The sequence below is a fragment of the Vibrio sp. WZ-1 genome (assembly GCF_052037695.1).
Classification (GTDB): Bacteria; Pseudomonadota; Gammaproteobacteria; order Enterobacterales; family Vibrionaceae; genus Vibrio.
The window spans coordinates 1-24,079 of the sequence record NZ_JBQEQR010000046.1 but is presented as its reverse complement, the minus strand read 5'-3'; the positions used below and the strand labels follow the sequence as shown (position 1 = coordinate 24,079).

Here is a 24,079-nt window from a genome sequence, read left to right as displayed (position 1 = left end):
GTTTGCTCCATATATCTAAATTAACGGCCATAATTGGATTAGCCTGAGAGGCATTTAATCATTCAATGCCAACGTGAGATGCTATTTAACATGTGGCTGACAAATGTAAATTCAAGGTCAATATTGGTAAAAACGGTGTTTTTTTAGAAAAATTTGTTTATCCTTGATGCATAAAACCTTCTAAAATTCACTATTTTGATCTTGTTATTGCAGAATAAATGCGATGCGAATCACCACTATTACAAAATCATCCATCTAAGAAGAACTAAATGACTAACATCGGCACCAAATTCCTACTTGCTCAAAGGTTTATCTTTGACCCAAATAGCAATTCTCTCGCTGACCAACAAAGTGGCAATGAAGTTGTTCGCTTAGGAAGCAATGAAAGTCGAATTCTGCTTATGCTTTCAGAGAGACCAAATGAAGTATTAACCCGCCATGAACTCCACGAGTTTGTTTGGCGAGATCAAGGCTTTGAGGTGGATGACTCAAGCCTAACTCAAGCGATTTCCACATTGCGAAAAATGTTGAAGGACTCAACAAAATCCCCTGAGTTTGTAAAAACAGTACCAAAACGTGGCTATCAGTTGATTTGTAGTGTTGAAAGAATGAGCACTCCTACCTCAGAGCCAAATATCGAGCTTGAAGACAGCGATATTGAAGAAAGCACTTTTGCGAGTGTTGCCGAAGAGATTCAAGCGCAACCTCAGGTTGAAGAGCCTGTATCAAATGAACCAAGCTCAAAAACAGATAACACGACACCACTTTCGACTGCCAAAATCAGTTCAAACAACAACTGGATCACACGTGCCATTTTGTTTGTTGCTGTACTGCTGCCGATCGTCATCTTTACCCTGACTAAGCCAGCTGAATCTCATTTTCGTCAGATTGCAGAGTTTAGCGGTGTACCCGTTATGACACCGGCAAACCACCCTCAATTAATGCAGTGGATGCCTTCTATTGAACAGTGTGTTGCTCGATACGTAGAAAATCATAAAAATGACGTAATGCCCGTGAAAGTTATCGCCACTGGCGGTCAAAGTAACAAGCTTGTATTGAACTATATTCATGATACGGACCACTCATTTGAAAATGTGACGTTACGTATCTTTGCTGGTCAAAACGACCCAACTGACATCTGCAAATAATCGGAGACATGATGAAAATTAAACTCGCTATTGCGGTGTTAGCCGTGTCTGTATTGTTTAGTAGCTGGCTTTATTGGGGCAGTGACCTAAAAGTAGAACAAGTTCTGACTTCTAATGAGTGGCAATCCACCATGGTTACTGTTATTACGGATAACTTACCGGATGACACTGTAGGTCCATTACGCCGCGTCAACGTTGAATCGAATGTCAAATACCTACCTAACGGTGATTACATTCGTGTAGCAAATATTAAGTTATTTGCTCATGGTTCATCCGCTGAATCCTCTATTAACATCTCAGAAAGAGGACGCTGGGAAGTAAGTGACAATTATCTCTTAGTTAGCCCATCTGAGTTCAAAGATATCTCTTCATCTCAGTCAAAAGATTTTACTGAAGAACAGCTACGCTTAATTACTCAGATTTTCCGACTAGATGCCGAACAGAGCCGTCGCATTGATGTTGTTAACGAAAAAACGTTACTACTGACTAGCTTGAACCACGGTTCTACGGTACTGTTTAGAAACTGATTTTGATTCAATAATAAGGGGCCAAGATGGCCCCTTTATTTTACGCATGGATTGGCTAGATACTCTCACACTCTTCTTCGGTTCCCTTGTTGCAAATACACTCGCTTCTCTCTCTGGTGGCGGTGCTGGTTTATTGCAATTTCCGCTATTGATCTTTCTAGGCTTACCCTTTTCTGTCGCACTTGGTACACACAAAGTGGCTTCAGTCGCTCTTGGTTTGGGTGCGGCGAGTACACACTTGAAAGCAGGCACCATTAAGTTAAAAGTTGCCCTTTACCTTATATTAGTCGGTAGTGTCGGCGTAATCATCGGCGCAAACTTAATAGTAAAAATACCCGATGTCATCGCAGAGAAAATGCTTGGTTCGATGATCTTAGCTCTCGGCATCTATTCTCGTTTTAAAAAAGAGCTTGGCCAAACTGAACTTACTACCCATCGCGACACATTAGGTTGGGTAGTTGGTGGATTAGTTTTGATGCTAATTGGTCTAGTAAATGGTTCCCTGACAGCGGGTTCGGGCTTATTAGTCACCCTGTTCCTCGTACGTTGGTTTGGTTACGACTACAAGCAAGCAGTGGCTTACACCATGATCTGTGTCGGTCTGTTTTGGAATGGTATTGGTGGTGTTGCCGTCGTACAAGCAGGCGCTCCGATTCATTGGGCATGGCTACCCGTGCTGTTATTGAGTTCATTTTTAGGTGGCAGTTTAGGTGCGTGGGCAGCAACTCGATACAGCAATCGCGTTATCAAGATTGCGTTTGAGATCCTCACCTTTGCAGTCGGCATCAAACTGCTGCTTTAGGGTCTGTTGACCTTTCGAGCTGATTTTTGCAGCGAATTGTTGGGTATTTATACAAGGCAGAGACTTTGTTGTGTAGCTAGCCTACATGAGAAGTCGATAACGCAGTAGAAATGACCAACAAACGCTGCCCAAAGGGTTCGGCTAAAATCGTTTTATGCTTTGTTAAGGAGTATTTGCTTAGAATGACTAGGCGACACACTCCTCGCCTCACCTAAAACGATTTTATCTCGAACAAAATTTAACCACGAAAGTTCAACAAACCCTCGTGTTTAGAGAAAGGAATTAGACATGGATAAAGCCATCATAGATATTTACTACTGTCGCCAATGTAATTGGATGTTGCGCTCAACGTGGTTATCACAAGAGTTACTGCATACTTTCAGTGAAGAGATAGAAACGGTGAGTTTACACCCTGATACAGGTGGCCGTTTTGAGATTTTTTGCAATGGTATACAGATTTGGGAGCGCAAAAAAGACGGTGGGTTTCCAGAGGCTAAGGTACTGAAACAAAGGGTCAGAGACATTATTGATCCAGAGCGCGATTTGGGTCATTCAGATACAAAATAGGGAGCCAATAGCTCCCTCTGTTTTCATTGCACTCAACGATTAAATTGACGTCTGAGCTAACACTTCACCTTCCGGCGTTTGCACCGTTAGCGTGTTACCTTCCATCAAACCATAGCTGCGCGAGAAACCGTTTCTAGGAAATGTCATTGAGCCAGGGTTAAAAATAACAGCCCCGTCTTGTTCCTCTGCCACTGGTATATGAGTATGACCGTGCGCAATAATATCCCCTTCACGCCATGGCGGGCGTTTATCACTATGATACAAGTGACCATGAGTTAAGAATATACGCTTGCCAGATTCTAAAAGGATCCACGCATAATCCGTCATCATTGGAAAGTTCAATAGCATCTGGTCAACTTCACTGTCACAGTTACCACGAACCGCAATGATCTGTTCACTGTATTGGTTTAGAAGCTCTGCCACTTGCGGAGGGTTGTAGCCTTCCGGCACTGGGTTTCTCGGCCCGTGATTGAGCGTATCGCCAAGTAAGATCAAGTGCTCTGCACCAGAGGCTAAATACAATTTGATGGTTTCTTCTGTTGCTGGCAAAGAACCGTGCAAATCTGAGGCAAAAAATAGTTTCACGACATCGTCTCCTCAAAAAGAATGATGCCATTCTACGGCTTTCCTATATAACCTCAACCGCGATTCAGCTTCAATACGGATTCAACTACTGTTGACGAGCAAATTCAATCATCATCGGCAAAAGGTAAAACCAAAACGCATACCCAAAACCAATCAATGCCGCTAGCCATAGTGTCATCGACAGAAACTTAGATTTAGCCAAATGATTTAGCGGATCTGGCTCTCCACATCCAGGGCAACTGTGTGCTCGTTTTGAAATCTGTCTCTCACAGACAGGACAGGCGACTAAAGGCATTCAAGACTTCCTTAAAATTCTACTCTTTGCAAAAGGATAAAATGCATACGTAGGTTATGCAATGGGATTTATAGTTGAAATAACGCCGTTCACTTTATGTCGCTTGAATGAGATTGGTGATCGGCTATTCTCCTTTCGCCATCCCATTCATAACAATATTATTGTAGCTAACCATGCCAATCACTTGCCCATTTTCAATTACGGGTGCACGGCTAATACCAAAACGCTCAAATAGCCGAGCACAATATTTAACGTTCATGTTTGGATCGACTGTCAGTGCAGGCTTAGTCATGATTTCATAGATATTCGTTCTTTGGGGAGAGCGGTCAACGGCAAGGACTTTTTTAGCGATATCGTTCATCAGCACAATGCCAAACTCATCATCTTGATTGCGTTTCTGGACAACTAATGCTTTGACCTGATGCTTACGAGCCAGACCAATACCTTCATGCACCGTCATAAGTCCATCAACGATAACGTAGGTAGATGCCATCACATCCCTAATACGAATGATTTCTTGATTACTCATAGCTCATCCTCCACAACCTTTGCTAATGTCTCGACTTGATGTGCAACACCTACGGCGTCTTCCACATCGATTTGAACTGCTATGCCCTGACCGGATTCTTGATCAAACTCTCCTACCTCACTGATGGTTTCCAAAATATGACGTGATAGATGCTCTTCTACTACAAATAGCAACACGTCTTTCTGTACTTCAAGAGTGAGACCAAAGAAGGTACGTTTTTGATTTAAACCTTGCCCTCGGGCATTATTAATCACCGTAGCTCCTGTTGCTCCAGCTTCACGAGCAGCATCCAACACCTTGTCTGTTTTGCTATCTTCCACAAAGGCCAGAATTAATTTAAAGCGCATTTTCTTTCTCCTCCGCGGTATCTTTATTCAACCACTGGGTTATTTGGGCATAGCCCATCACAGAAATCATAGGAAATAGACTGGCAAAAGCGATTAAGCCAAAACCATCAATCATCGGGTTTCGTCCAGGTACAGTAGACGCAAGCCCTAATCCCAAAGCCGTAACCAATGGGACAGTGACCGTCGATGTCGTCACCCCTCCCGAGTCATATGCCAAGGGAATGATTAACTTTGGTGCATATAGTGTTTGAATAACCACCACTATATAACCCGCTATGATGTAATAATGAATAGGATCCCCCACTACAATTCGATAGCTACCTAAAGCAATACCAATGGCCACCCCTAACGCAACCGCAATTCTGAGTCCGTTAACACTAATACTTCCCCCAGACACTTGATTTGCCTTGATGGCAACAGCGATAAGCGAAGGTTCAGCTATCGTAGTACTAAAGCCAATACAAAACGCGAATAGGTACACCCAATAATAGTCAACCCAACTCAGAGCTTTACCCAGTGAGACTTTAAATTCGATCAAAAAGTCAGGAGCTGTTAGCTGCATCGCCATTGTTTCACCTAATGGAAACAACGCCATTTCGAGCCCGATTAAAAAAAGAGATAATCCTAAAATAACGTAGAAGAAGCCAAGTATGACTTTAGAGAGGTTGGTAACAGGACGTCTCAATACCGCAAGTTGGAAACCAAAAATAATGGTCGCGATAGGCACTACATCACGGACGGTGGAAAGAAAAGTATCCGAAAACTGAGCAAATGAGATCATGCCACCACCATCCCATAAACCATCACAAACATCATCGGTAGAAGAGAGGCAAAAGCAATCAGCCCAAAACCATCAATCATCGGATTACGACCTTTGATCGCAGAAGCAAGCCCTACTCCCAAAGCGGTTACCAAAGGTACGGTAATAGTAGAGGTTGTAACGCCGCCAGAATCATAAGCAATACCAATAATATTCTCTGGAGCAAACCCGGTTAGAATAACAACACCGATATACCCACCAATAATCATATACTGAATTGGCCAACCTTTAAGAATGCGTAGAACACCGAGCACGATTGCAATCCCTACCGACAATGCAACTGTGAGACGTAAGCCATCCGCGTATTCTTCCATCGCTTCTTCGGTATTGAGTATCATCCCGCCCTCAGCTGCCACTTCTGAAGCTTCATCAGCAACAGCAGTCAGAGCTGGCTCTGCAATGGTAGTTCCAAAGCCCAAGCAAAAAGCAAAAATAAGCAACCAAAATACACTGCCTTTTCTAGCAAAAGCCTGCGCCATACTTTCTCCGATCGGAAATAACCCCATTTCCAATCCAAAAATAAAAAACGTCAGACCGAGAACCACCAGCAATAAACCAAAAAGAATTGGAACGACGTTCGGTAGTGGCTCCTGAAGAACAACCAGCTGGAAAAAAGCAATCACCACAACGATGGGTAGCAAGTCCCTTGCGCTGCTCAGACAAGCGCGAAATAGCGCCAACAATGCTGCCATTCAATTCCCTTCTTTATTGTGCTCTAGTTTTAGAATGACATAGTTTTGTACCAACGAGTGTGAGCAACATTACGGCACACATAACATTTCGTTACATATGTTAAAAATGTGAACTAAGTGAATAGGCAAAGACTTAAATTGGGAATGTGCCAGTGTATCAACATCAATTGTACACTTCAGCGAACATCTCAATCAAAAAAGACTATAATGAGTAAATATGTCTTTAACTCAAAGGGATACCATGAAGATACTGCTTACTGGCGGCACTGGCTTTATTGGTTCTGAATTGATGAAGTTACTTACAACTCATCAGGTGCTTTTGTTAACTCGCAACCCCGCACAGGCAAAACAGCGTCTTCACCATGCTGATGTAGGAAATATTCAATACCTAGACTCTCTTAACTCTATTGAAGACCTCAATGATATTGACGCTGTCATTAACCTAGCAGGAGAACCCATTGCGGAGAAACGCTGGACCAAACAGCAGAAAGAACTGATCTGCAATAGTAGGTGGAAAATCACTGAACGCATTGTTGAGCTGATTCACGCCAGCACCGAGCCTCCCTCTGTCTTTATCAGTGGCTCTGCAGTCGGTTACTATGGCGATCAGCAGGATCATCCTTTTGATGAAGGTTTGCATGTAAATAGCAACTGTTTTACCCATCAAGTTTGTGATAAATGGGAACAAATCGCCAAACATGCTGAATCTGAGCAGACGAGAGTTTGTATTCTTCGTACCGGTATCGTACTTGGTACAAATGGTGGGGCACTGGCAAAAATGCTCCCCCCCTACAATTTTGGAGTTGGCGGACCACTGGGTAGTGGCAACCAGTATATGCCATGGATACACTTACTCGACATGGTTAGAGCGATAATGTATTTATTGGAAACACCTCATGCTCATGGACTCTTTAATCTCTGTGCTCCGCATCCGGTGACTAACAGTATTTTTAGTAAAACATTAGCAAAGACCTTAAAACGCCCACATTTCATGCGCTCTCCTAAGTGGGCGATGGAACTCGCCATGGGAGAATCTGCTTGCCTACTTTTTGATAGCGTGAGGGCCAAGCCCAAAAAGTTAACTGAACTCGGCTTTAAGTTTAGCTACTCTAGAGTTGCCCCAGCCCTCAAGAACTTGCTTCAAGACAGAAGTTGTTGAATCATAAGGCTCACTACCTCTCAGTGAGCCCCTTACTATGAAAAAGTCAGTTCTTATCACCGGATGCTCCACCGGCATTGGTTATGTATGTGCCCATGCTTTGCAAAAAGAGGGCTTCCACGTCATTGCCTCCTGTCGACAAGACCAAGACATCAAACGCTTAACCGATGAAGGCTTAACGTGTATTAAGCTGGACCTGAATGATCCTGAGAGTATTTCGTCCGGCGTCACGCAAGCCCTCGAGCTATCTGAGGGTAAACTTTATGCCGTCTTCAACAATGGCGCTTACGGCCAACCGGGGGCTTTGGAAGATTTGCCAACAGAGGCCCTTCAAGCACAATTTCAAACCAACTTCTTCGGCTGGCACCAACTCGTCAGAGAAGTGTTGCCAAATATGCGCCGGCAAGGTGAAGGGCGCATCATCCAAAACAGCTCCGTACTCGGCTTTGCGGCGATGAAGTATCGTGGCGCCTATAACGCCTCTAAGTTTGCACTCGAAGGCTGGACAGATACCCTACGTTTGGAATTGATGGACACCAACATCAAAGTTGCATTGATCGAACCAGGGCCGATTGAGACTCAGTTTAGACAGAATGCCTTAAAAGCGTTTGAACAATGGATTGATGTGGAAAGCAGCGCGCATAAAGTAGCTTATGAAGGCCAAAAGCAACGTTTGGATAACGACAAATCCAACAACAAGTTTGTGCTTCCTGCTGAATCTTGTATTGAGCCAGTTCTTCACGCACTCAACAGTGATAAACCAAAGATTCGCTACCGAATCACCACACCAACCAAAGTCTTTGCCGTTTTAAAGCGCCTATTACCAACTCATCTTCTTGATAAAATTTTGCGACAAGCAGCATAAAAACTTTTTATCACAATGTAATTTTACCGTAACAATGTGATGTCATTATGAGCATGTAGGTTAAGAAAACCTCAATGTTCGAATCAATTTCTAGGTTAGTATCTTCATCCATCGAGCCTGAACGCGATGTGGATACTCACTTTAGATTTGGTATCGCCACCCTTTCTGTTTTGTATTTTCGCGAGACAATAATGACATTAAATCAGCTTAACTGGCTTAGTGTGGGTGTAGTGTTGACCATATTCATCCTATTTTGATACCACACCCAGCACACGACTATAACGTCTAACAAGACCCTCTAACCTGTGCTGGACTTGCCAAATTTAATAGCACTTTCGCTTGCTATCAGGAATACGCTGCTTCGGCAGCGTTTTTCCTTTCTATCGCTTGAATTTCCCAAATATCAACTCCATATCTACAATCAACGACAAGAAACAAAAAGCAAGGATACTCTGATGCAATCCCCATTTATCGTTGAGTTAACAGAACAAAACTTCCGTGAAACGCTTGAAGGATCAATGAACACGCCTGTGTTGATTCACTTTTGGGCGAGTGCTCAACCAGAAAGTGCACAAGTGATTCCTGAATTACAAATGCTGGCTCAGCAATACAACGGTGCTTTCACCCTTGCTCTATTGAACTGTGAACAGCAGCCTGCACTTGCTTCGCAATTCGGCGTGCAAGTGCTACCTACCATCGCATTGTTTATCAATGGTCAAGCAGTCGATGGGATGGGTGGTCCTCAGCCAATTGACGCGATTACGGCAATGCTGCAAAAGCACTTACCAAGCCAAGATGAAATGCAGTTGAAGCAAGCCAGTGAACTTCTCCAGCAAGGTGAGCATGCTCAGGCGTTAACGATCCTACAAACTCTATCGGAAGAGCTTCAAAACCGCGGCGACGTGAAGCTGGCAATGGCAGATTGTTTGCTGGAAACCAAACAGTTTGAATTGGCACAAACGCTGTTGAGTGCGATTCCATTGGAATACCAAGACAACTACTACAAGGGCTTGATTGCTAAACTAGACCTGCACCTTCAAGCTGCAGATAGCCCAGAGCTTCAACGCCTTGAACAAGAGCTAGCTGCAAACCCTGACAATTTAGAACTTGCGTGCGAGCTTGCGGTTCAATACAACCAAGTCGGCCGTGATGAAGAAGCACTTGAGCTGCTGTGGAACATTCTCAAAGCCAACCTTGGTGCACAAGACGGTGAAGTGAAGAAAGTCTTTATGGATATCTTGAGCGCACTTGGCCAAGGCAACGCATTAGCAAGCAAATACCGCCGTCAACTTTACTCGGTTCTATACTGATAAAAGTACGAACATGATGAATTAGCATATAAAAAGGTCGGGTTAATCCGGCCTTTGTTTTGCCTAAAATTTATTAAACTTCTCAATTCTACGATTGTTTAATAAAGCTAAATAGGTAAGAATGGATTAAATATTATGCACTTAAGGGAATAACACATGCCAATTGATTCATTGATCACCATCGGTATTTTCGTTGCTCTAGCGGTCATCATCCTCGCATCGGCAATCAAAACCGTTCCGCAAGGCAATAACTGGACGGTTGAACGCTTTGGACGCTACACCCATACGCTGAAACCTGGTCTAAATTTGATCATTCCATTCATTGATAGAATTGGGCAGAAGATCAATATGATGGAGCGTGTTTTAGACATTCCCGCTCAAGAAGTCATTTCCAAAGACAATGCCAATGTCGTCATAGATGCTGTTGGGTTTGTTCAGGTCATCGATGCCGCAAAGGCAGCGTATGAAGTCAACGATCTAGAACACGCGATCCGTAATCTAACGCTTACTAACATTCGTACCGTGCTTGGCTCCATGGAACTTGATGAGATGCTTAGTCAACGTGACATGATCAACACTAAGCTTCTATCTATTGTTGACCAAGCCACAAACCCTTGGGGCGTAAAAGTTACTCGTATCGAAATTAAAGACGTTCAGCCACCAGCCGATCTAACCGCTGCTATGAATGCTCAAATGAAAGCGGAGCGTAATAAACGTGCCGAGATATTGGAAGCGGAAGGTGTACGTCAGGCAGAAATCTTACGAGCAGAAGGCCAGAAGCAATCAGAAATCCTAAAAGCGGAAGGTGAAAAACAGTCTGCTATTTTACATGCAGAGGCTCGCGAACGTGCAGCTCAAGCAGAAGCCAAAGCAACCTATATGGTATCGGAAGCCATTGCGAAAGGCGACGTTCAAGCTGTTAATTACTTTATTGCCCAAGGTTATACTGAAGCCTTGAAGAGTATTGGCCAAGCAGAGAATGGTAAGATCATTATGCTGCCACTTGAAGCTACAGGGCTAATGGGCTCAGTAGCGGGTATCGCAGAAATGTTCAAACAAAGTAAAGAGTAAGGTCTGCTTATGGATCTGTTTACTATCCTGGATAATGTGACCTTTTGGCACTGGATTGCAATTGGCTTGCTATTACTTGCTGTGGAGCTATTAGGAACAGCTGGCTACTTTCTTTGGCTAGGTATTTCCGCACTAATAGTTGGAGTCATCATGTCTTTCTTACCTATCAGCTGGCAGATGCAATGGATCGCATTTGCTACTTTTAGCTTAGTGACAACGTGGCTATGGTGGAGAAAACAGTGGTCAAAAGATCGCAAAGGCGATCAATCCCGAGATCTCAATCAAAAGCACAAACAATTAATCGGCAACATTGTCACACTAGAGGAAGACTTCACTGTCGGCATAAACCGCCTAAGAGTTGCAGATACCACGTGGTCAGCAGAATGTGAGCACGATTTACCAGCAGGGACACGCGTCGAAATTGTGGCTATCGAAGGTATTATTCTTAAGATAAAACCAGTTTCTCGCTGATTTGTGCCAAAATAATAGGGTGTAAAGCACCCTATTTTATATTCCTTTCAACTACTTCTTTTATTTCATTGACTTATTTAAATTATCAATAGAAATTAAGTAATAGAGCTATTATTAGCATTCTATCCATTCTATTTAACATTCAATCATTCGAGTTTAATAATTCAGATACATAGGAAAATATATTTCCTTTTTCGTAATCTAAATTTATTTTAAAAAATAAAACGCTGTTGAATTAATTTTTGATCTTTCTTGGTCTCTATACATACTTAACGCATGAGCATTTCACTTTGATGCTTATATTTTTGGTAAGTAAGAGGATGTACTATGAGAATTTTGACAGTTTTATTTATTGCAATGTTATCGATCGCACCGATCACTGCGAGTGCAAGTGGAGCCAACGGTAATGCGGGGAAAGCGTTTGGTAATGCAGTTAAGTGCACATATAAGAGCGGCAACGTTGAATATATTCCACGCCATATGTGTTCAATGTTTGGTGGTAAATATACATCATAATAAAATATTAAAGGTTAGGTGGCCATACACCTAACCTTTCTATTTATCTGTGTTGGTAAAAATCCATACCAATAAAAGCATCCCAGCCTCTTTGCCATTCCGCTCTCACTCTTACTGGATCTGGGTAGTCGTCACATTGACCTTCGTAGCGCTTACCTTGAATTCCTTTTTCAAAGGCATGGTTTGGGTCACAATAGTTTAATTTTCCTTTTTTATAGCCATCAATATAGGCTTGTTGTTCAAAAGGCACTTTCTCTTTAATTTTATCTAAATGGCTATTTTCAAGTTGGTAACCATTTGAGCCAAATCGCTCACCTTGACCAAACCAAAACTCTTCAGCCGTCTTTGGCTGGGTTGCACATGCAGATAAAAGCACGGCGGACATCAACGCTAAAACAGTGTTTCTCATCATACCTCCCAAAATAAAAAAGCTGGGCAAGGCCCAGCTTTTAGACAGCGATTACTTAAGACAATTCAATTATTTCACGTTGAATGGAATAGCAACAATCAACTTGAAGTCTGTCTCGTCTTGGAACAAGTTAGCGTAACCGTTCCAGCTAGGTGCGTTAGTGTCGTTGTAGTAGTTAGTGTAGTGGAAGCTAACTGCTGCATCTTTTAGAGCACCATTTTGGATTGCGTAGTTCGCGAATAGGCTGTATGCGTATTCTGATAGGTCATCGTAGCCTTCTACCGAAGAACCAAAGCCGTATGCACCACTAATACCAGCACTGAAACCTGTACCACCGATATCAGAGAAGTCACGAGATACAGAACCGAAGAACGCTAGCTCTTCATGGTGGTTAAAGTCTGAACGGTTGTTCCACCAGATTTCGTATGCACCGTTTGAGCCGCCGTAGCCAGCTGTTGGACGGTAAGCAAACCAGTTGCCATCTTCTTCAGCCATAGTGTACGTTGCTTCTGCACGGAAAGAGTATGGACCTGAAGCGTAGCTAGACAAGAACGCGAATTGGAAACCAGTATCACCGTCTACATATTGGTTGTCATCATTGATGTAGTAAAGTTGAGGAGACCAGTAGATACCGCCATCTGTTGTGCCTTTAACTTTTAGGTGAGCCATTGCACGCTCGTCCAGTTTACCGTAAGCACCATCTAGGCTAATGCCGTTGTCTAGCGTGTAACGCGCACCGAATGAGTAAAGAACTTCATCGCCGCCATCAACACCTAAGAAAGCATCAGTTTCTTTGTACCATGGAGCTTTGTATTCGTCAGCGATTACAAGACCAAGATCGATACCAGCAATCTTGCCACCGATCTCACCACCACGGTATGTACCAGGAGCAAATGACCAGTTAACACCTAGCGCACTAGGTACAGAAGGTTGGAAGTAACCTAGTTTAGCAGTACCGCTTTCACCAAACTTAAATTTAGCTGCAGCCGTTGCGAAAGACACGCCACCTTTCTCAAGGTTAGACCAACAACCAGTGTCACGTGGGCCATCACAGTCTAGGAAGTTCATTTCATGACCAGCACCTACTGAATCATTCCACATATCCCATGTGCTGTAGATTACAAAGTCAGCACCCACAACATCTGCAACATAACCAGAGTTAAAACCAAGGTTGATGAACATACTACCGTGGTTTAGGTTAGTCTCTTTATCTGTGTCGTTACCATTTGCATCAGTGCCTGCACGGTCACGAGCACGCATCCACATGTTAAAGTTACCGCTGATTGTAGATTCAGCAAAGAACTCTGACACTGCACCAGTGTAACCTGGGCCTACATTATCCTGGTTAGCCATTGCTGGCGTTGCTGCCATCGCACCAACCATTGCAGCTGTGATCGCAGATACCTTAAAAAATTTGTCCATGGAAAAACTCCTAAAAATGGATATAGCTGTATTTGTTTTCTCACCTTTAGTTGGCCGCCGAAGGCAAGAAGTCAATTTCCTGAGTAAACCTAATCATTTCTAATTTGGTTTTTTTTAGTTCCTGCATACACACCGTGTATCCATGGCTATAAGACTAACTTCGCACCTAAAAACATCCAAACAGAACTTATTTTTTTTCTAAAAAAATATGAGCCACGCCAAAGTTCCATCTAAGTTGTTGATCTAGATCTTATTTTTGCAGCTCAAGGAAGTAAATAACAATAATCTTATAAATAACAATAGCTTGTCGTTACGACTTGTTTTTTAATTTGAAGTGCGTCGCATGCCAGCGTGGGACATTTGTTCAATATTTAAAGGAGAGACATTGATCACTGAATAAAAAATGGGGGGTAAACCAGTACTAATGAATGACTTATTACGCGCAAACAAAAAGCCCAAAACTTACACAGTTTCGGGCTTTTAGAAGTGAATTTATGTTTTTTTAGTTGGGTTATTTCATCAGATTGAGCAAGTCTTGCTCGGTTTTAACCTCAACACCCAACTCCTGAGCTTTCGCTAGCTTAGAGCCAGCATTCTCACCGGCGAACAGAATGTCTGTTTTCTTCGAGACACTACCGGTAACTTTCGCACCTAAATTCTGCAGCGCTTCTTTCGCTTCAGAACGTCCCAACTGAGAAAGCGTGCCCGTCAATACAACAATTTTTCCTTCTAACGGTAACTCAACACCTTCTTGCGGAGCGGCAATCTCAGGCCAATTAATGCCTTGATTCAACAAATCCTGTACTACAACCTGGTTTTTCTCTTCACCAAAGAAGGTCGTGATGTGTTTGGCAACAATAACGCCAATATCTTGAACTTCAATTAACTGTTCTTCTGTTGCTGCCTGGATCAATTCCAGTGACTTGAAGTGTTGCGCTAGGTTGGCAGCAGTCGCCTCCCCTACCTCACGAATACCTAGCGAGTACAAGAAGCGCGGTAATGTTGTTAGTTTTGATTTCTCAAGAGCATTAACAACATTGGTTGCCGATTTTGGTCCCATACGCTCTAGTACCGTCAATACACCCGCAGAAAGCTTGAACAGGTCAGCAGGTGTTTCGACCATCTCACGATCAACCAGTTGCTCAATGACCTTCTCACCTAGTCCGTCTACATCTAGCGCCTTACGAGAAACAAAGTGTTTTAACGCTTCTTTACGTTGAGCCTGACACACTAACCCCCCCGTACAACGCGTTACCGCTTCACCCTCAATACGTTCAACATGAGAACCACATACCGGACACGCATTCGGGAACAAGATCTCACGAGCCATTTCTGGACGACGCTCTTTAATAACAGAGACAACTTGTGGGATCACATCACCAGCACGACGTATGACGACTTGGTCACCGATCATTACTTGCAAACGTTCAATTTCGTCTGCGTTATGAAGCGTTGCATTACTTACTGTGACACCACCAACAAATACTGGCTCAAGCTTTGCTACTGGCGTAATCGCACCAGTACGACCTACTTGGAACTCCACATCATTTAGCGTGGTAATTTCTTCTTGAGCTGGGAATTTATATGCGATGGCCCAACGAGGAGCGCGAGCAACAAAGCCCAATCGCTCTTGAATCGCAATGTCATCAACTTTTATTACGACACCGTCGATTTCATAAGCTAATGCTTCACGACGAGTCAGAATATCTTGATAGTAGGCTTTCACTTCTTCCAAGCTATCTACACGTTTGGTTTCAGGGCACATTGGTAAGCCCCAAGATTTGATTTGCAAGAATCGCTCATAGTGGCTGTTGGCAAGCGTAGCGCCCTCAACAACGCCAACACTGTACGCATAAAAGCTCAATGGTCGTGAAGCGGTAATGCGTGAATCTAACTGACGTAAACTACCTGCAGCCGCATTACGTGGGTTAACAAACACTTTCTCGCCTTTTTTACGAGCGGTCTCGTTAAGTTTGTCAAAGCCGGCTTTCGGCATGAAAACTTCACCACGAACTTCAAGACGATTCGGCCAATCATTGCCTTGTAACTTCAGCGGAATAGCACTAATGGTACGTACGTTCTCAGTGATGTTTTCACCAGTCGCACCGTCACCACGAGTTGCAGCTTGAACAAGTAAACCGTTTTCGTAAAGCAAGCTTACCGCTAAGCCATCGAGCTTTGGTTCACAACAGTACTGTTTGATCAGTTTCCCAGGTACTCGATCTTGAGCACGCTTATGAAAACCATCAAGTTCACCATCATCGAAAGCGTTATCCAGTGATAGCATCGGCACTTCATGTGTCACTTGGCTAAACTCAGACAGCGGCTTACCGCCTACACGCTGGCTTGGGGAGTCAACTGAAATGAGATCAGGGTGCTCGGCTTCAATATCCATAAGTTCGCGCATCATACGGTCGTATTCTGCATCTGGAATCTCTGGGTTATCTTCCACGTAGTAACGAACCGCGTGGTAATGCAACGACTCTTTTAGCTCTTCTAGTCGCTGATGTACTGATTCAGACATATTAAAGCCTCGTGTATATTCATTTATGAGGTTGGGAAACTAAGAAAAAGGGCCCCTAACGGAGCCCTATCATTATTTGGTGTTAAGATTATGCGTTAGCAGCATTAAACTCAACTATTTGACGTCGATATGAAGCTAATCGATCTGGTGTCATTAGGTTACGTTGATCATCCAATACGTTGCCGCCCATATCGTCCGCAACTTGTTGTGCAATACGCAGCATAAGGTTGAAGTTCTGGTCTGCTTCACCATAGCAAGGTAGCGTCATAAAGAAGGAAATGCCCTTCGTTGAAAACTCTGCTGGGTCACCATGTTCTAATGTGCCCGGGTGCATCATGTTTGCGACACTGAATAGCACTTTACCGTTACCAGACAAGTCCACATGACGATGGAAGATATTCATTTCACCGTAGATCAAACCATTTTGCTGAAGGCTGTCAAATAGCTTAGTACCGACAAATGGTTCTTCACCGGCACAATGCACATTCAATATAATCACCTGCACCTCTGGTTCTGGCTTCGGCTCTTCAACAATATTTGGAGCAATCTCTTCTGGCTGCTCTAACTCCTCCGTCTCTTCTACGAGGGTACTTTCAAGCGGTTCCTTTGGAGTCTCTTTATGCTGAACAACTGGCGCCTCGATCTGGACTTCTTCATCAGTGACTGCACTAAACGCTGGTAAATCATTCTCTTGCTCTACATTAGCGAAAGGTTTTTTCACAGGCTCCACATCTGGAACATCATCAATAAGAGGATCGTGATTAATCAAAGGGTCCGATTCGATATTTTTTTCAAAAGGATCGTTGCTACCAAAATCCGGTTCTTTTCTATCTTTACGGATAATTTCAAAATCATCTTCAGGCGCTGGAGCAAACTCACGATCAGCTAAGCTAAGCTCGTCCTCAGGATCTGTATCGAGCTTGCCTAATGGTTTATCCCCGAATTTGGCTTTACCTTCTTTTTTACTTGTCCACAAACCATGGAACAACAACGCTGCTATGGCTAAACCACCAACAACGATGAGTACGAATCGCAATTCCTGCATTATTTACTCTCAATATCCTTAGTAAAACTGCTTTTGAGTATCCTGAAGCAGTCACGCTAAGCGCCAAAAATTCTATAGTTAGATGTACTTTACCAAAACTGTATGCTGGTTTAGAACAACTTAATGCAAGAAGTTCCCTTTTTTGTTGTGATTTTTGCCACGAAAATTAATCCTCAGCCATGTTTATCACTTTTAAAACAAAGAGCCGCTTGAGCAAGCAACGAGATTGCAGTTGCCAACTAGGTGGTTACAATGGGGGCTTGACCGTTATTACAAGAGGCAATTAGTCAGTGGATAAAAAACAGCGTAGTGGATTTGGGTATTTTTACTATGGACTTAGACTCGCCCTCTCTCCCCAACTGAGAAGATTTGTAGTATTGCCGCTAATGGCAAATATTTTGTTGGTTGGTAGCGCTATTTTATATTTGTTTTCTAATTTGAATCTATGGATAGAGAGCTGGATTGGACAGCTGCCCGAGTTCTTGTCTTGGCTTACGTATGTTTTATGGCCACTATTAGCACTAACCATTCTGGCCACGTTTTCATATTTCTTTAGTACCCTAGCTAATTTTATCGCAGCGCCTTTTAATGGTTTGCTTGCTGAAAAAGTAGAAGAGTCTTTAACCGGGCAAAAAATCAATGATGATGGTGTTGCAGCCGTTATCAAAGATGTGCCTCGAGTAATGGCTCGTGAATGGCGTAAATTCCTTTATGTATTGCCGAAAGCAATTGGCTTGTTCCTATTGCTATTAATCCCTGCGTTAGGTCAAACAATTGGTCCTTTCTTATGGTTCATTTTCACCGCATGGATGCTAGCAATTCAATATTGTGATTACCCATTTGATAACCACAAAGTCCCTTTCAATGAAATGCGTTACAAATTGAAACAAAAACAAGGTAAAGCGTATGGCTTTGGAGTGCTGGTCTCTGTATTTACAACCATTCCAATTTTGAACCTAATTGTCATGCCTGTAGCTGTTTGCGGTGCTACCGCCATGTGGGTCACCGAGTTTAAGCATCAACAATAACGCGCGTTTTCATCCCATTAGGGGAGGCTCCACATGCCTCCCCTTTAATTTTGTTCAATTCTCGACCAACCTCATAAGATATAACTTTTTAATCCTTTTCCCTTTTTTTCATACCGCATATTCTTTTACCCATATTCACAAAACGTGTAATGAAGGAACATCACTATGAGCAAGATCTACGAAGACAACTCTCTTACTATTGGTAACACTCCTCTAGTTCGCCTTAATAAAGTGAGCAAAGGCAAAGTTCTAGCGAAAATCGAAGCACGTAACCCAAGCTTCAGCGTTAAGTGCCGTATTGGTGCCAACATGATTTGGGAAGCGGAAAAAGCTGGCACGCTTAAGCCGGGTGTAGAGCTAGTAGAACCGACCAGTGGTAACACAGGCATTGCGCTTGCATTCGTAGCAGCCGCTCGCGGTTACAAGCTAACGCTAACTATGCCAGAGTCAATGAGTCTTGAGCGTCGTAAGCTTCTTAAAGCACTGGGGGCAAACCTAGAACTAACAGAAGCTGCGAAAGGCATGAAAGGTGCGATTGCGAAAGCAGAAGAGATCGTCGCAAGCAATCCAGACAAATACCTTCTTCTACAACAGTTCAACAACCCAGCTAACCCAGAAATTCACGAGAAGACAACAGGTCCTGAAATTTGGGAAGCAACAGATGGTGAAATCGACGTATTCGTAGCGGGCGTAGGTACAGGCGGTACTATCACTGGTACAAGTCGTTTCATCAAAGGCGAGAAAGGTAAAGCAATCACTTCTGTAGCCGTTGAACCAGCAGAATCACCAGTGATTGCACAAGCACTAGCAGGCGAAGAAATCCAACCAGCGCCACATAAAATCCAAGGTATCGGTGCAGGTTTCATCCCAGGTAACTTAGATTTGGAACTTGTTGACCGTGTTGAACAAGTGACTTCTGAAGAAGCGATTGAGATGGCTCGTCGCCTAATGGAAGAGGAAGGCATCCTGGCGGGCATCTCATCAGGCGCAGCAGTAGTAGCAGCTAACCGCCTCGCAGAACTACCTGAATTTGAAGGAAAAACCATTGTAACAGTTCTACCAAGCTCTGGTGAACGTTACCTAAGTACAGCTCTATTTGCAGGCATCTTTACTGAGAAAGAGAACCAACAGTAATATGTGGTCAAATCAATTTTTCGTTTAAAAAAGCCCCGTTCAGGGGCTTTTTTGTTGATCCCTGCCTCACCTTTGGTAATATCAGGGTGTTTTATTTTTAGGTTCAAAATAAAGAATCTAAACCAAAAAGGTTTCTAAGTGATTACGCAAGCAAACAGTTGCGTAGTGACCAAACTTTTGACTAGTATCAGTTCTGACACGCTTTGAACTCTCCCGTGCTAGCGCACAAGATGCAAAGCAGTTAAGCTAAAGCTCAGTCACAAACTAACAAAAAAATACATTTATTGGGGTATATCACATGTACGAGAAGCAAGTAGAAATCACAGCAGAAAACGGTCTTCACACTCGTCCAGCTGCACAGTTCGTTAAAGAAGCTAAAGCATTCGACGCGGACATCACTGTGACTTCTAACGGTAAAAGCGCTAGCGCTAAGAGCCTATTCAAGCTGCAAACACTAGGCCTAGTAAAAGGTACTCTAGTAACTATCTCTGCTGAAGGCCCACAAGCTCAGCAAGCAGTTGACCACCTAGTTGCTCTAATGGACCAACTACACTAATTCGGTCTCCTATTTCAGAAGCCATTTTGTGAAAACAAAATGGCTTCGTTGGAAATAGGCTCAAAACTAAGCTAATACTATTCGTTAGCGCACCCATTATTCTCCCGTTTTATAAAGTTGACCAACTTAAGGTAAGGCTATGATTTCAGGCATCCTAGCATCTCCTGGTATTGCAATCGGTAAAGCACTACTACTTCAAGAAGATGAAATTGTCCTAAACACAAACACTATTTCTGACGATCAAGTAGAAGCAGAAGTTGCACGTTTTTTTGACGCACGTAACAAATCTGCTGCTCAGCTAGAAACTATCAAGCAAAAAGCGCTTGAAACTTTCGGCGAAGAAAAAGAAGCGATCTTTGAAGGTCACATTATGCTTCTTGAAGACGAAGAGCTAGAAGAGGAAATCCTAGCACTTATCAAAAACGACAAGATGACTGCTGATCACGCTATTCACTCTGTGATCGAAGAGCAAGCATGTGCTCTTGAGTCTCTAGACGACGAATACCTAAAAGAACGTGCTACTGATATTCGCGATATCGGTTCTCGTTTTGTTAAGAACGCTCTAGGCATCAACATTGTTTCGCTAAGCGACATCAATGAAGAAGTTATCCTAGTAGCTTACGACCTAACACCTTCTGAAACTGCACAAATCAACCTAGACTACGTTCTTGGTTTTGCTTGTGATATCGGTGGTCGTACTTCTCACACTTCAATCATGGCTCGTTCACTAGAACTTCCAGCTATCGTTGGTACTAACGACATCACTAAACAAGTTAAGAACGGCGATATGCTGATTCTTGATGCGATGAACAACAAGATCGTTATCAACCCATCTGATGCTGAACTAGAAGAAGCGAAAGCAGTTAAAGCTGCATTCATCGCTGAAAAAGAAGAGCTAGCGAAGCTAAAAGACCTACACGCAGAGACAACTGACGGTCACCGCGTTGAAGTTTGCGGTAACATCGGTACTGTTAAAGACTGTGACGGCATCATCCGTAACGGTGGTGAAGGCGTTGGTCTGTACCGTACTGAATTCCTGTTCATGGACCGTGATGCACTTCCAACTGAAGAAGAGCAATACCAAGCTTACAAAGAAGTTGCTGAAGCAATGAACGGTGAGTCTGTGATCATCCGTACTATGGATATCGGCGGCGACAAAGATCTTCCATACATGGATCTTCCAAAAGAGATGAACCCGTTCCTAGGCTGGCGTGCAGTACGTATCAGCTTAGATCGTCGTGAAATCCTACGTGACCAGCTGCGTGGTATCCTACGTGCATCTGCACACGGTAAACTGCGTATCATGTTCCCAATGATCATCTCTGTTGAAGAAATCCGTGAGCTTAAGAAAGCGATCGAAGAGTACAAAGCAGAACTACGTGCTGAAGGTCATGCATTCGACGAAAGCATCGAAATCGGTGTAATGGTTGAGACTCCTGCAGCAGCAGCTATCGCGCACCACCTAGCGAAGGAAGTTGCTTTCTTCTCTATCGGTACAAATGACCTAACTCAGTACACACTAGCAGTTGACCGTGGTAACGAGATGATTTCTCACCTATACAACCCACTATCACCAGCAGTACTTACCGTGATCAAGCAAGTTATCGACGCTTCTCACGCTGAAGGTAAGTGGACTGGTATGTGTGGTGAGCTAGCAGGTGATGAGCGTGCAACACTTCTACTTCTAGGTATGGGTCTAGACGAGTTCTCAATGAGCGGTATCTCTATCCCTAAAGTGAAGAAAGTTATCCGTAACTCTAACTTCGCAGAAGTGAAAGCAATGGCTGAAGAAGCACTTTCTCTACCAACAGCGGCGGAAATCGAAGCAGTTGTAGAAAAGTTCATTGCTGAGAAAACTCAATAATCAACTAATTCCAATGAGATAGACGGTTAAAAAAAGTCGTCTATCTCGTAAGATTGGTATACTATAATTCGACAGAATTAAATAAAACGTTAGGAGCATGACACAATGGGTCTGTTTGACAAACTTAAGAAGCTAGTATCTGACGACAGCGCTGACGCAGGTGCAATCGAAATCATCGCACCACTTTCTGGTGAAATCGTGAACATCGAAGATGTGCCAGATGTTGTTTTCGCTGAGAAAATCGTTGGTGATGGTATTGCTATCAAACCTGCTGGTAACAAAATGGTAGCTCCTGTAAACGGTACTATCGGTAAGATCTTCGAAACGAACCACGCGTTCTCTATCGAGTCTGACGACGGTGTTGAGCTATTCGTTCACTTTGGTATCGATACTGTTGAACTTAAAGGCGAAGGCTTCAAGCGTATCGCTGAAGAAGGTCAAACTGTTAAAGCTGGCGACACTGTAATTGAATTCGATCTAGCTCTTCTTGAAGAGAAAGCGAAATCAACGCTAACTCCAGTTGTTATCTCTAACATGGACGAAATCAAAGAGCTGAACAAGCTTTCTGGTTCTGTAACTGTTGGTGAAACTCCAGTTCTACGTGTAACTAAGTAATTATTACTTAACCTAACACGAAAAAAACGCTGCCAACGGCAGCGTTTTTTATTACCTGAAACTTTTACTTCCGAACGATTTCTATCGCTGAACCTCGTTCAACTGAGTAAACCAAGTGCCGAGCTCGGTCTCTGCTTTGCTTGCGCTAACAGAGCGGTAGTCGCATCTTGCAGCACTTGTGAACGTACCATCTCTGTCGATTCTCGAGCAAAGTCAGTATCTCGTATCCGCCCTTTTGATTCAGTCACACTGCGATTGACGGTATTGAGGTTGTCCATAGTGCCACTAACCCAGTTTTGAAAGCCGCCTATTTCACTTCGATGCGAGTCAACGTACTTAATTGCCGCATCAATCACGCCAACCGAAAGCTGTGCTCCGCCGACAGTCGACATATCGATGTCGTCCATTGTGACTAAACCACCAGCAGTAACATCGAGCTCATCCACTAAACTGCCCTTTAGTTCCACACCTTCTGGCGCATTCAGCGTCGAGGAAAAGAATTGCAGTTCGTTGTTTTCAGTCACTGAGGCACTCACTATCGATTGCTGCGCATTGATGTAAGTGGCCACTTGCTCGATGCGGTCTCCTAGTTTGAGCCTAATAGATTCTGTTTGGGTTTGCCCTTCGCTGTCTTGGTATTCAAACTTGAGAGTTTGATTACCTTTGGAGACTTGCCAATCTTTCTCGACTGCATCACCGATATAATGCTGCCCTCCCATCTCCGGGATGTGACTGCGCATATTTCGCAGTGTCAGAGAGATAGAGTTGGCATTCGCACCAATATGGAAGCCTTGCGAGCCGTAAGAACCATCAAACAGGTTTTTATCTGCAAATGTCGTCGTGATCGCGACACGATCAAGCTCATCTTGCAGCGCTACGACCTCGTATTGAATACTTTGCCGGTCACTTGAATCATTACTGCCGTTTGCTGCTTGCAGCCCCAGAGAGCGTAAGCGTTGCAATATATCGCTACTCTCATGCAAAGCCCCCTCAGCGGTTTGTGCCACCGAATATGCGTCGTGCGCATTTCTCAAGGCGACATCAAGCCCTCTTGTTTGAACATTAAGAGTATTGGATATCTGTAGACCAGCAGCGTCATCACTGGCGGAGTTAATCCGATAACCCGAGGTAAGATTGCGCTGTGATTCTATGTTTTGCTCAGCTGCGTGACCGAGGTGTCGCTGCGTCATCATCGCAGTGACATTGGTATTTAAAGAGACCATCTAATCGATACGAACTCCTTGTTCCCGTCCTGTACAGTGTACTTAATGCGTGATTTGAATAAGCAAAAAGCCAGGGGTTAGCCTGGCTTTTGTATCGCGTCGTATTAGGTTGATTAACCTAGTAGGCTTAGCGCTGAGTTTGGCGCTTGTTTTGCTTGCGCAAGAATTGAACTTGACGCTTGCGATAGAATTTGTGACTTGGTCATTTGAGTCGTTTCTTTCGCGAAGTCTGTATCTTTGATACGGCTCTTCGATGCATTCACGTTCTCGTTAATGTTATCCAAGTTGCTGATTGCATGGTTGAAACGGTTTTGGAAAGCACCTAGCTCTGCACGGTGGCTGTCTACGTATTTCAGTGCCGCGTCAACAATAGCTACCGACTCTTGTGCGCCTGCAACCGATGTTACGTCAATAGTATCTACGGTTACTGCTTTAGCTTCACCTAAGCTTAGCTCACCAGCTAGACCACCAGAGAATGACACTTCGCCGTCAACTTTGTTGTTACCCGCAAATACTTGTAGCTTACCGTCTTCACCTACAGATGCTTTTACTAGG

At 43.5% G+C, this 24,079-nt stretch carries 26 protein-coding genes; 14 read left to right on the top strand and 12 right to left on the bottom strand.

Going from position 1 to position 24,079, the window contains the following annotated elements; all coding sequences use genetic code 11:
• Nucleotides 1–269: 269 nt before the first annotated feature.
• The 4 genes from ACTS60_RS02385 to ACTS60_RS02370 all read left to right on the top strand — a co-directional run bounded on the left by ACTS60_RS02385 (nucleotide 270) and on the right by ACTS60_RS02370 (nucleotide 3,044).
• A complete protein-coding gene (locus tag ACTS60_RS02385) occupies nucleotides 270–1,148 on the top strand; it encodes a winged helix-turn-helix domain-containing protein (protein ID WP_440886986.1) in 879 nt (292 codons plus the stop codon).
• Nucleotides 1,149–1,159: 11 nt separating this feature from the next.
• On the top strand, nucleotides 1,160–1,675 hold the full coding sequence (locus ACTS60_RS02380; protein ID WP_440886985.1) for a regulatory protein ToxS: 516 nt from the start codon (nucleotides 1,160–1,162) through the stop codon (nucleotides 1,673–1,675).
• Nucleotides 1,676–1,721: 46 nt separating this feature from the next.
• On the top strand, nucleotides 1,722–2,477 hold the full coding sequence (locus ACTS60_RS02375; RefSeq protein ID WP_440886984.1) for a sulfite exporter TauE/SafE family protein: 756 nt from the start codon (nucleotides 1,722–1,724) through the stop codon (nucleotides 2,475–2,477).
• A 288-nt stretch (nucleotides 2,478–2,765) separates the two neighbouring features.
• Nucleotides 2,766–3,044 carry a SelT/SelW/SelH family protein gene (locus tag ACTS60_RS02370; RefSeq protein WP_440886983.1) on the top strand — a complete coding sequence of 93 codons (279 nt, stop codon included), beginning with the start codon at nucleotides 2,766–2,768 and terminating at the stop codon, nucleotides 3,042–3,044.
• 39 nt (nucleotides 3,045–3,083) lie between these two features.
• On the opposite strand, the gene yfcE is transcribed toward ACTS60_RS02370, so the two are convergent.
• The 6 genes from yfcE to ACTS60_RS02340 all read right to left on the bottom strand — a co-directional run bounded on the left by yfcE (nucleotide 3,084) and on the right by ACTS60_RS02340 (nucleotide 6,312).
• The gene (gene yfcE / locus ACTS60_RS02365; RefSeq protein WP_440886982.1) at nucleotides 3,084–3,629 is read right to left on the bottom strand and encodes a phosphodiesterase; all 546 of its coding nucleotides are present in this window, start codon (nucleotides 3,627–3,629) and stop codon (nucleotides 3,084–3,086) included.
• A gap of 85 nt (nucleotides 3,630–3,714) precedes the next feature.
• Nucleotides 3,715–3,924 carry a hypothetical protein gene (locus ACTS60_RS02360; protein ID WP_010446774.1) on the bottom strand — a complete coding sequence of 70 codons (210 nt, stop codon included), beginning with the start codon at nucleotides 3,922–3,924 and terminating at the stop codon, nucleotides 3,715–3,717.
• Between the two features lie 124 nt (nucleotides 3,925–4,048).
• Nucleotides 4,049–4,453, bottom strand: a complete 405-nt coding sequence (locus ACTS60_RS02355) for a CBS domain-containing protein (protein ID WP_010446771.1) — start codon at nucleotides 4,451–4,453, stop codon at nucleotides 4,049–4,051.
• Nucleotides 4,450–4,800, bottom strand: coding sequence for a P-II family nitrogen regulator (locus ACTS60_RS02350; RefSeq protein ID WP_440886981.1), 351 nt, complete (start codon nucleotides 4,798–4,800; stop codon nucleotides 4,450–4,452). The genes ACTS60_RS02355 and ACTS60_RS02350 overlap by 4 nt, the downstream gene beginning before the upstream one ends.
• The gene (locus ACTS60_RS02345) at nucleotides 4,790–5,581 is read right to left on the bottom strand and encodes a DUF1538 domain-containing protein (RefSeq protein ID WP_010446768.1); all 792 of its coding nucleotides are present in this window, start codon (nucleotides 5,579–5,581) and stop codon (nucleotides 4,790–4,792) included. The genes ACTS60_RS02350 and ACTS60_RS02345 overlap by 11 nt, the downstream gene beginning before the upstream one ends.
• On the bottom strand, nucleotides 5,578–6,312 hold the full coding sequence (locus tag ACTS60_RS02340) for a DUF1538 family protein (RefSeq protein WP_440886980.1): 735 nt from the start codon (nucleotides 6,310–6,312) through the stop codon (nucleotides 5,578–5,580). The genes ACTS60_RS02345 and ACTS60_RS02340 overlap by 4 nt, the downstream gene beginning before the upstream one ends.
• Before the next feature lie 241 nt (nucleotides 6,313–6,553).
• On the opposite strand from ACTS60_RS02340, the gene ACTS60_RS02335 reads away from it, so the two are divergent.
• The 5 genes from ACTS60_RS02335 (at nucleotide 6,554) to ACTS60_RS02315 (ending at nucleotide 11,188) form a co-directional block, all read left to right on the top strand.
• The gene (locus ACTS60_RS02335) at nucleotides 6,554–7,471 is read left to right on the top strand and encodes a TIGR01777 family oxidoreductase (RefSeq protein WP_440887013.1); all 918 of its coding nucleotides are present in this window, start codon (nucleotides 6,554–6,556) and stop codon (nucleotides 7,469–7,471) included.
• A 37-nt stretch (nucleotides 7,472–7,508) separates the two neighbouring features.
• Nucleotides 7,509–8,336, top strand: coding sequence for an SDR family oxidoreductase (locus ACTS60_RS02330; RefSeq protein ID WP_440886979.1), 828 nt, complete (start codon nucleotides 7,509–7,511; stop codon nucleotides 8,334–8,336).
• 455 nt (nucleotides 8,337–8,791) lie between these two features.
• Nucleotides 8,792–9,646, top strand: coding sequence for a co-chaperone YbbN (locus tag ACTS60_RS02325; RefSeq protein ID WP_440886978.1), 855 nt, complete (start codon nucleotides 8,792–8,794; stop codon nucleotides 9,644–9,646).
• Between the two features lie 156 nt (nucleotides 9,647–9,802).
• Nucleotides 9,803–10,717: an SPFH domain-containing protein gene (locus tag ACTS60_RS02320; RefSeq protein WP_440886977.1), complete on the top strand. Its 915-nt coding sequence runs from the start codon at nucleotides 9,803–9,805 to the stop codon at nucleotides 10,715–10,717.
• Nucleotides 10,718–10,726: 9 nt separating this feature from the next.
• Nucleotides 10,727–11,188 carry an NfeD family protein gene (locus ACTS60_RS02315; protein WP_440886976.1) on the top strand — a complete coding sequence of 154 codons (462 nt, stop codon included), beginning with the start codon at nucleotides 10,727–10,729 and terminating at the stop codon, nucleotides 11,186–11,188.
• A 559-nt stretch (nucleotides 11,189–11,747) separates the two neighbouring features.
• Here ACTS60_RS02315 and ACTS60_RS02310 read toward each other — a convergent pair.
• The 4 genes from ACTS60_RS02310 to zipA form a co-directional block, all read right to left on the bottom strand.
• Nucleotides 11,748–12,113, bottom strand: coding sequence for a DUF2799 domain-containing protein (locus ACTS60_RS02310; RefSeq protein WP_440886975.1), 366 nt, complete (start codon nucleotides 12,111–12,113; stop codon nucleotides 11,748–11,750).
• 69 nt (nucleotides 12,114–12,182) lie between these two features.
• Nucleotides 12,183–13,535 carry an OprD family outer membrane porin gene (locus ACTS60_RS02305; protein ID WP_282065951.1) on the bottom strand — a complete coding sequence of 451 codons (1,353 nt, stop codon included), beginning with the start codon at nucleotides 13,533–13,535 and terminating at the stop codon, nucleotides 12,183–12,185.
• 511 nt (nucleotides 13,536–14,046) lie between these two features.
• Nucleotides 14,047–16,059, bottom strand: a complete 2,013-nt coding sequence (ligA, locus tag ACTS60_RS02300) for an NAD-dependent DNA ligase LigA (protein ID WP_440886974.1) — start codon at nucleotides 16,057–16,059, stop codon at nucleotides 14,047–14,049.
• An 88-nt stretch (nucleotides 16,060–16,147) separates the two neighbouring features.
• Nucleotides 16,148–17,104, bottom strand: a complete 957-nt coding sequence (gene zipA / locus ACTS60_RS02295) for a cell division protein ZipA (protein WP_440886973.1) — start codon at nucleotides 17,102–17,104, stop codon at nucleotides 16,148–16,150.
• A gap of 290 nt (nucleotides 17,105–17,394) precedes the next feature.
• Between zipA and cysZ the strand changes: the two genes are divergently transcribed.
• The 5 genes from cysZ (at nucleotide 17,395) to crr (ending at nucleotide 22,301) form a co-directional block, all read left to right on the top strand.
• Nucleotides 17,395–18,132 (top strand): sulfate transporter CysZ, encoded by a 738-nt coding sequence (gene cysZ / locus ACTS60_RS02290; RefSeq protein ID WP_440886972.1) that lies wholly within the window; start codon nucleotides 17,395–17,397, stop codon nucleotides 18,130–18,132.
• A 165-nt stretch (nucleotides 18,133–18,297) separates the two neighbouring features.
• Complete coding sequence (gene cysK, locus ACTS60_RS02285) at nucleotides 18,298–19,266, top strand: cysteine synthase A (protein ID WP_440886971.1); 969 nt, start codon at nucleotides 18,298–18,300, stop codon at nucleotides 19,264–19,266.
• A gap of 298 nt (nucleotides 19,267–19,564) precedes the next feature.
• Nucleotides 19,565–19,822 (top strand): HPr family phosphocarrier protein, encoded by a 258-nt coding sequence (locus tag ACTS60_RS02280; RefSeq protein WP_005436894.1) that lies wholly within the window; start codon nucleotides 19,565–19,567, stop codon nucleotides 19,820–19,822.
• Nucleotides 19,823–19,961: 139 nt separating this feature from the next.
• On the top strand, nucleotides 19,962–21,686 hold the full coding sequence (ptsI, locus tag ACTS60_RS02275; protein ID WP_440886970.1) for a phosphoenolpyruvate-protein phosphotransferase PtsI: 1,725 nt from the start codon (nucleotides 19,962–19,964) through the stop codon (nucleotides 21,684–21,686).
• Between the two features lie 105 nt (nucleotides 21,687–21,791).
• Nucleotides 21,792–22,301, top strand: a complete 510-nt coding sequence (gene crr / locus ACTS60_RS02270; protein WP_005425608.1) for a PTS glucose transporter subunit IIA — start codon at nucleotides 21,792–21,794, stop codon at nucleotides 22,299–22,301.
• Nucleotides 22,302–22,399: 98 nt separating this feature from the next.
• Here the strand turns inward: crr and ACTS60_RS02265 are convergent, their stop codons facing one another.
• Together ACTS60_RS02265 and ACTS60_RS02260 are read right to left on the bottom strand one after the other, a co-directional pair.
• Nucleotides 22,400–23,524 (bottom strand): flagellin, encoded by a 1,125-nt coding sequence (locus ACTS60_RS02265; RefSeq protein WP_440886969.1) that lies wholly within the window; start codon nucleotides 23,522–23,524, stop codon nucleotides 22,400–22,402.
• Between the two features lie 113 nt (nucleotides 23,525–23,637).
• The coding region (locus ACTS60_RS02260) for a flagellin (RefSeq protein ID WP_440886968.1) at nucleotides 23,638–24,079 on the bottom strand (442 nt) is incomplete at its 5' end.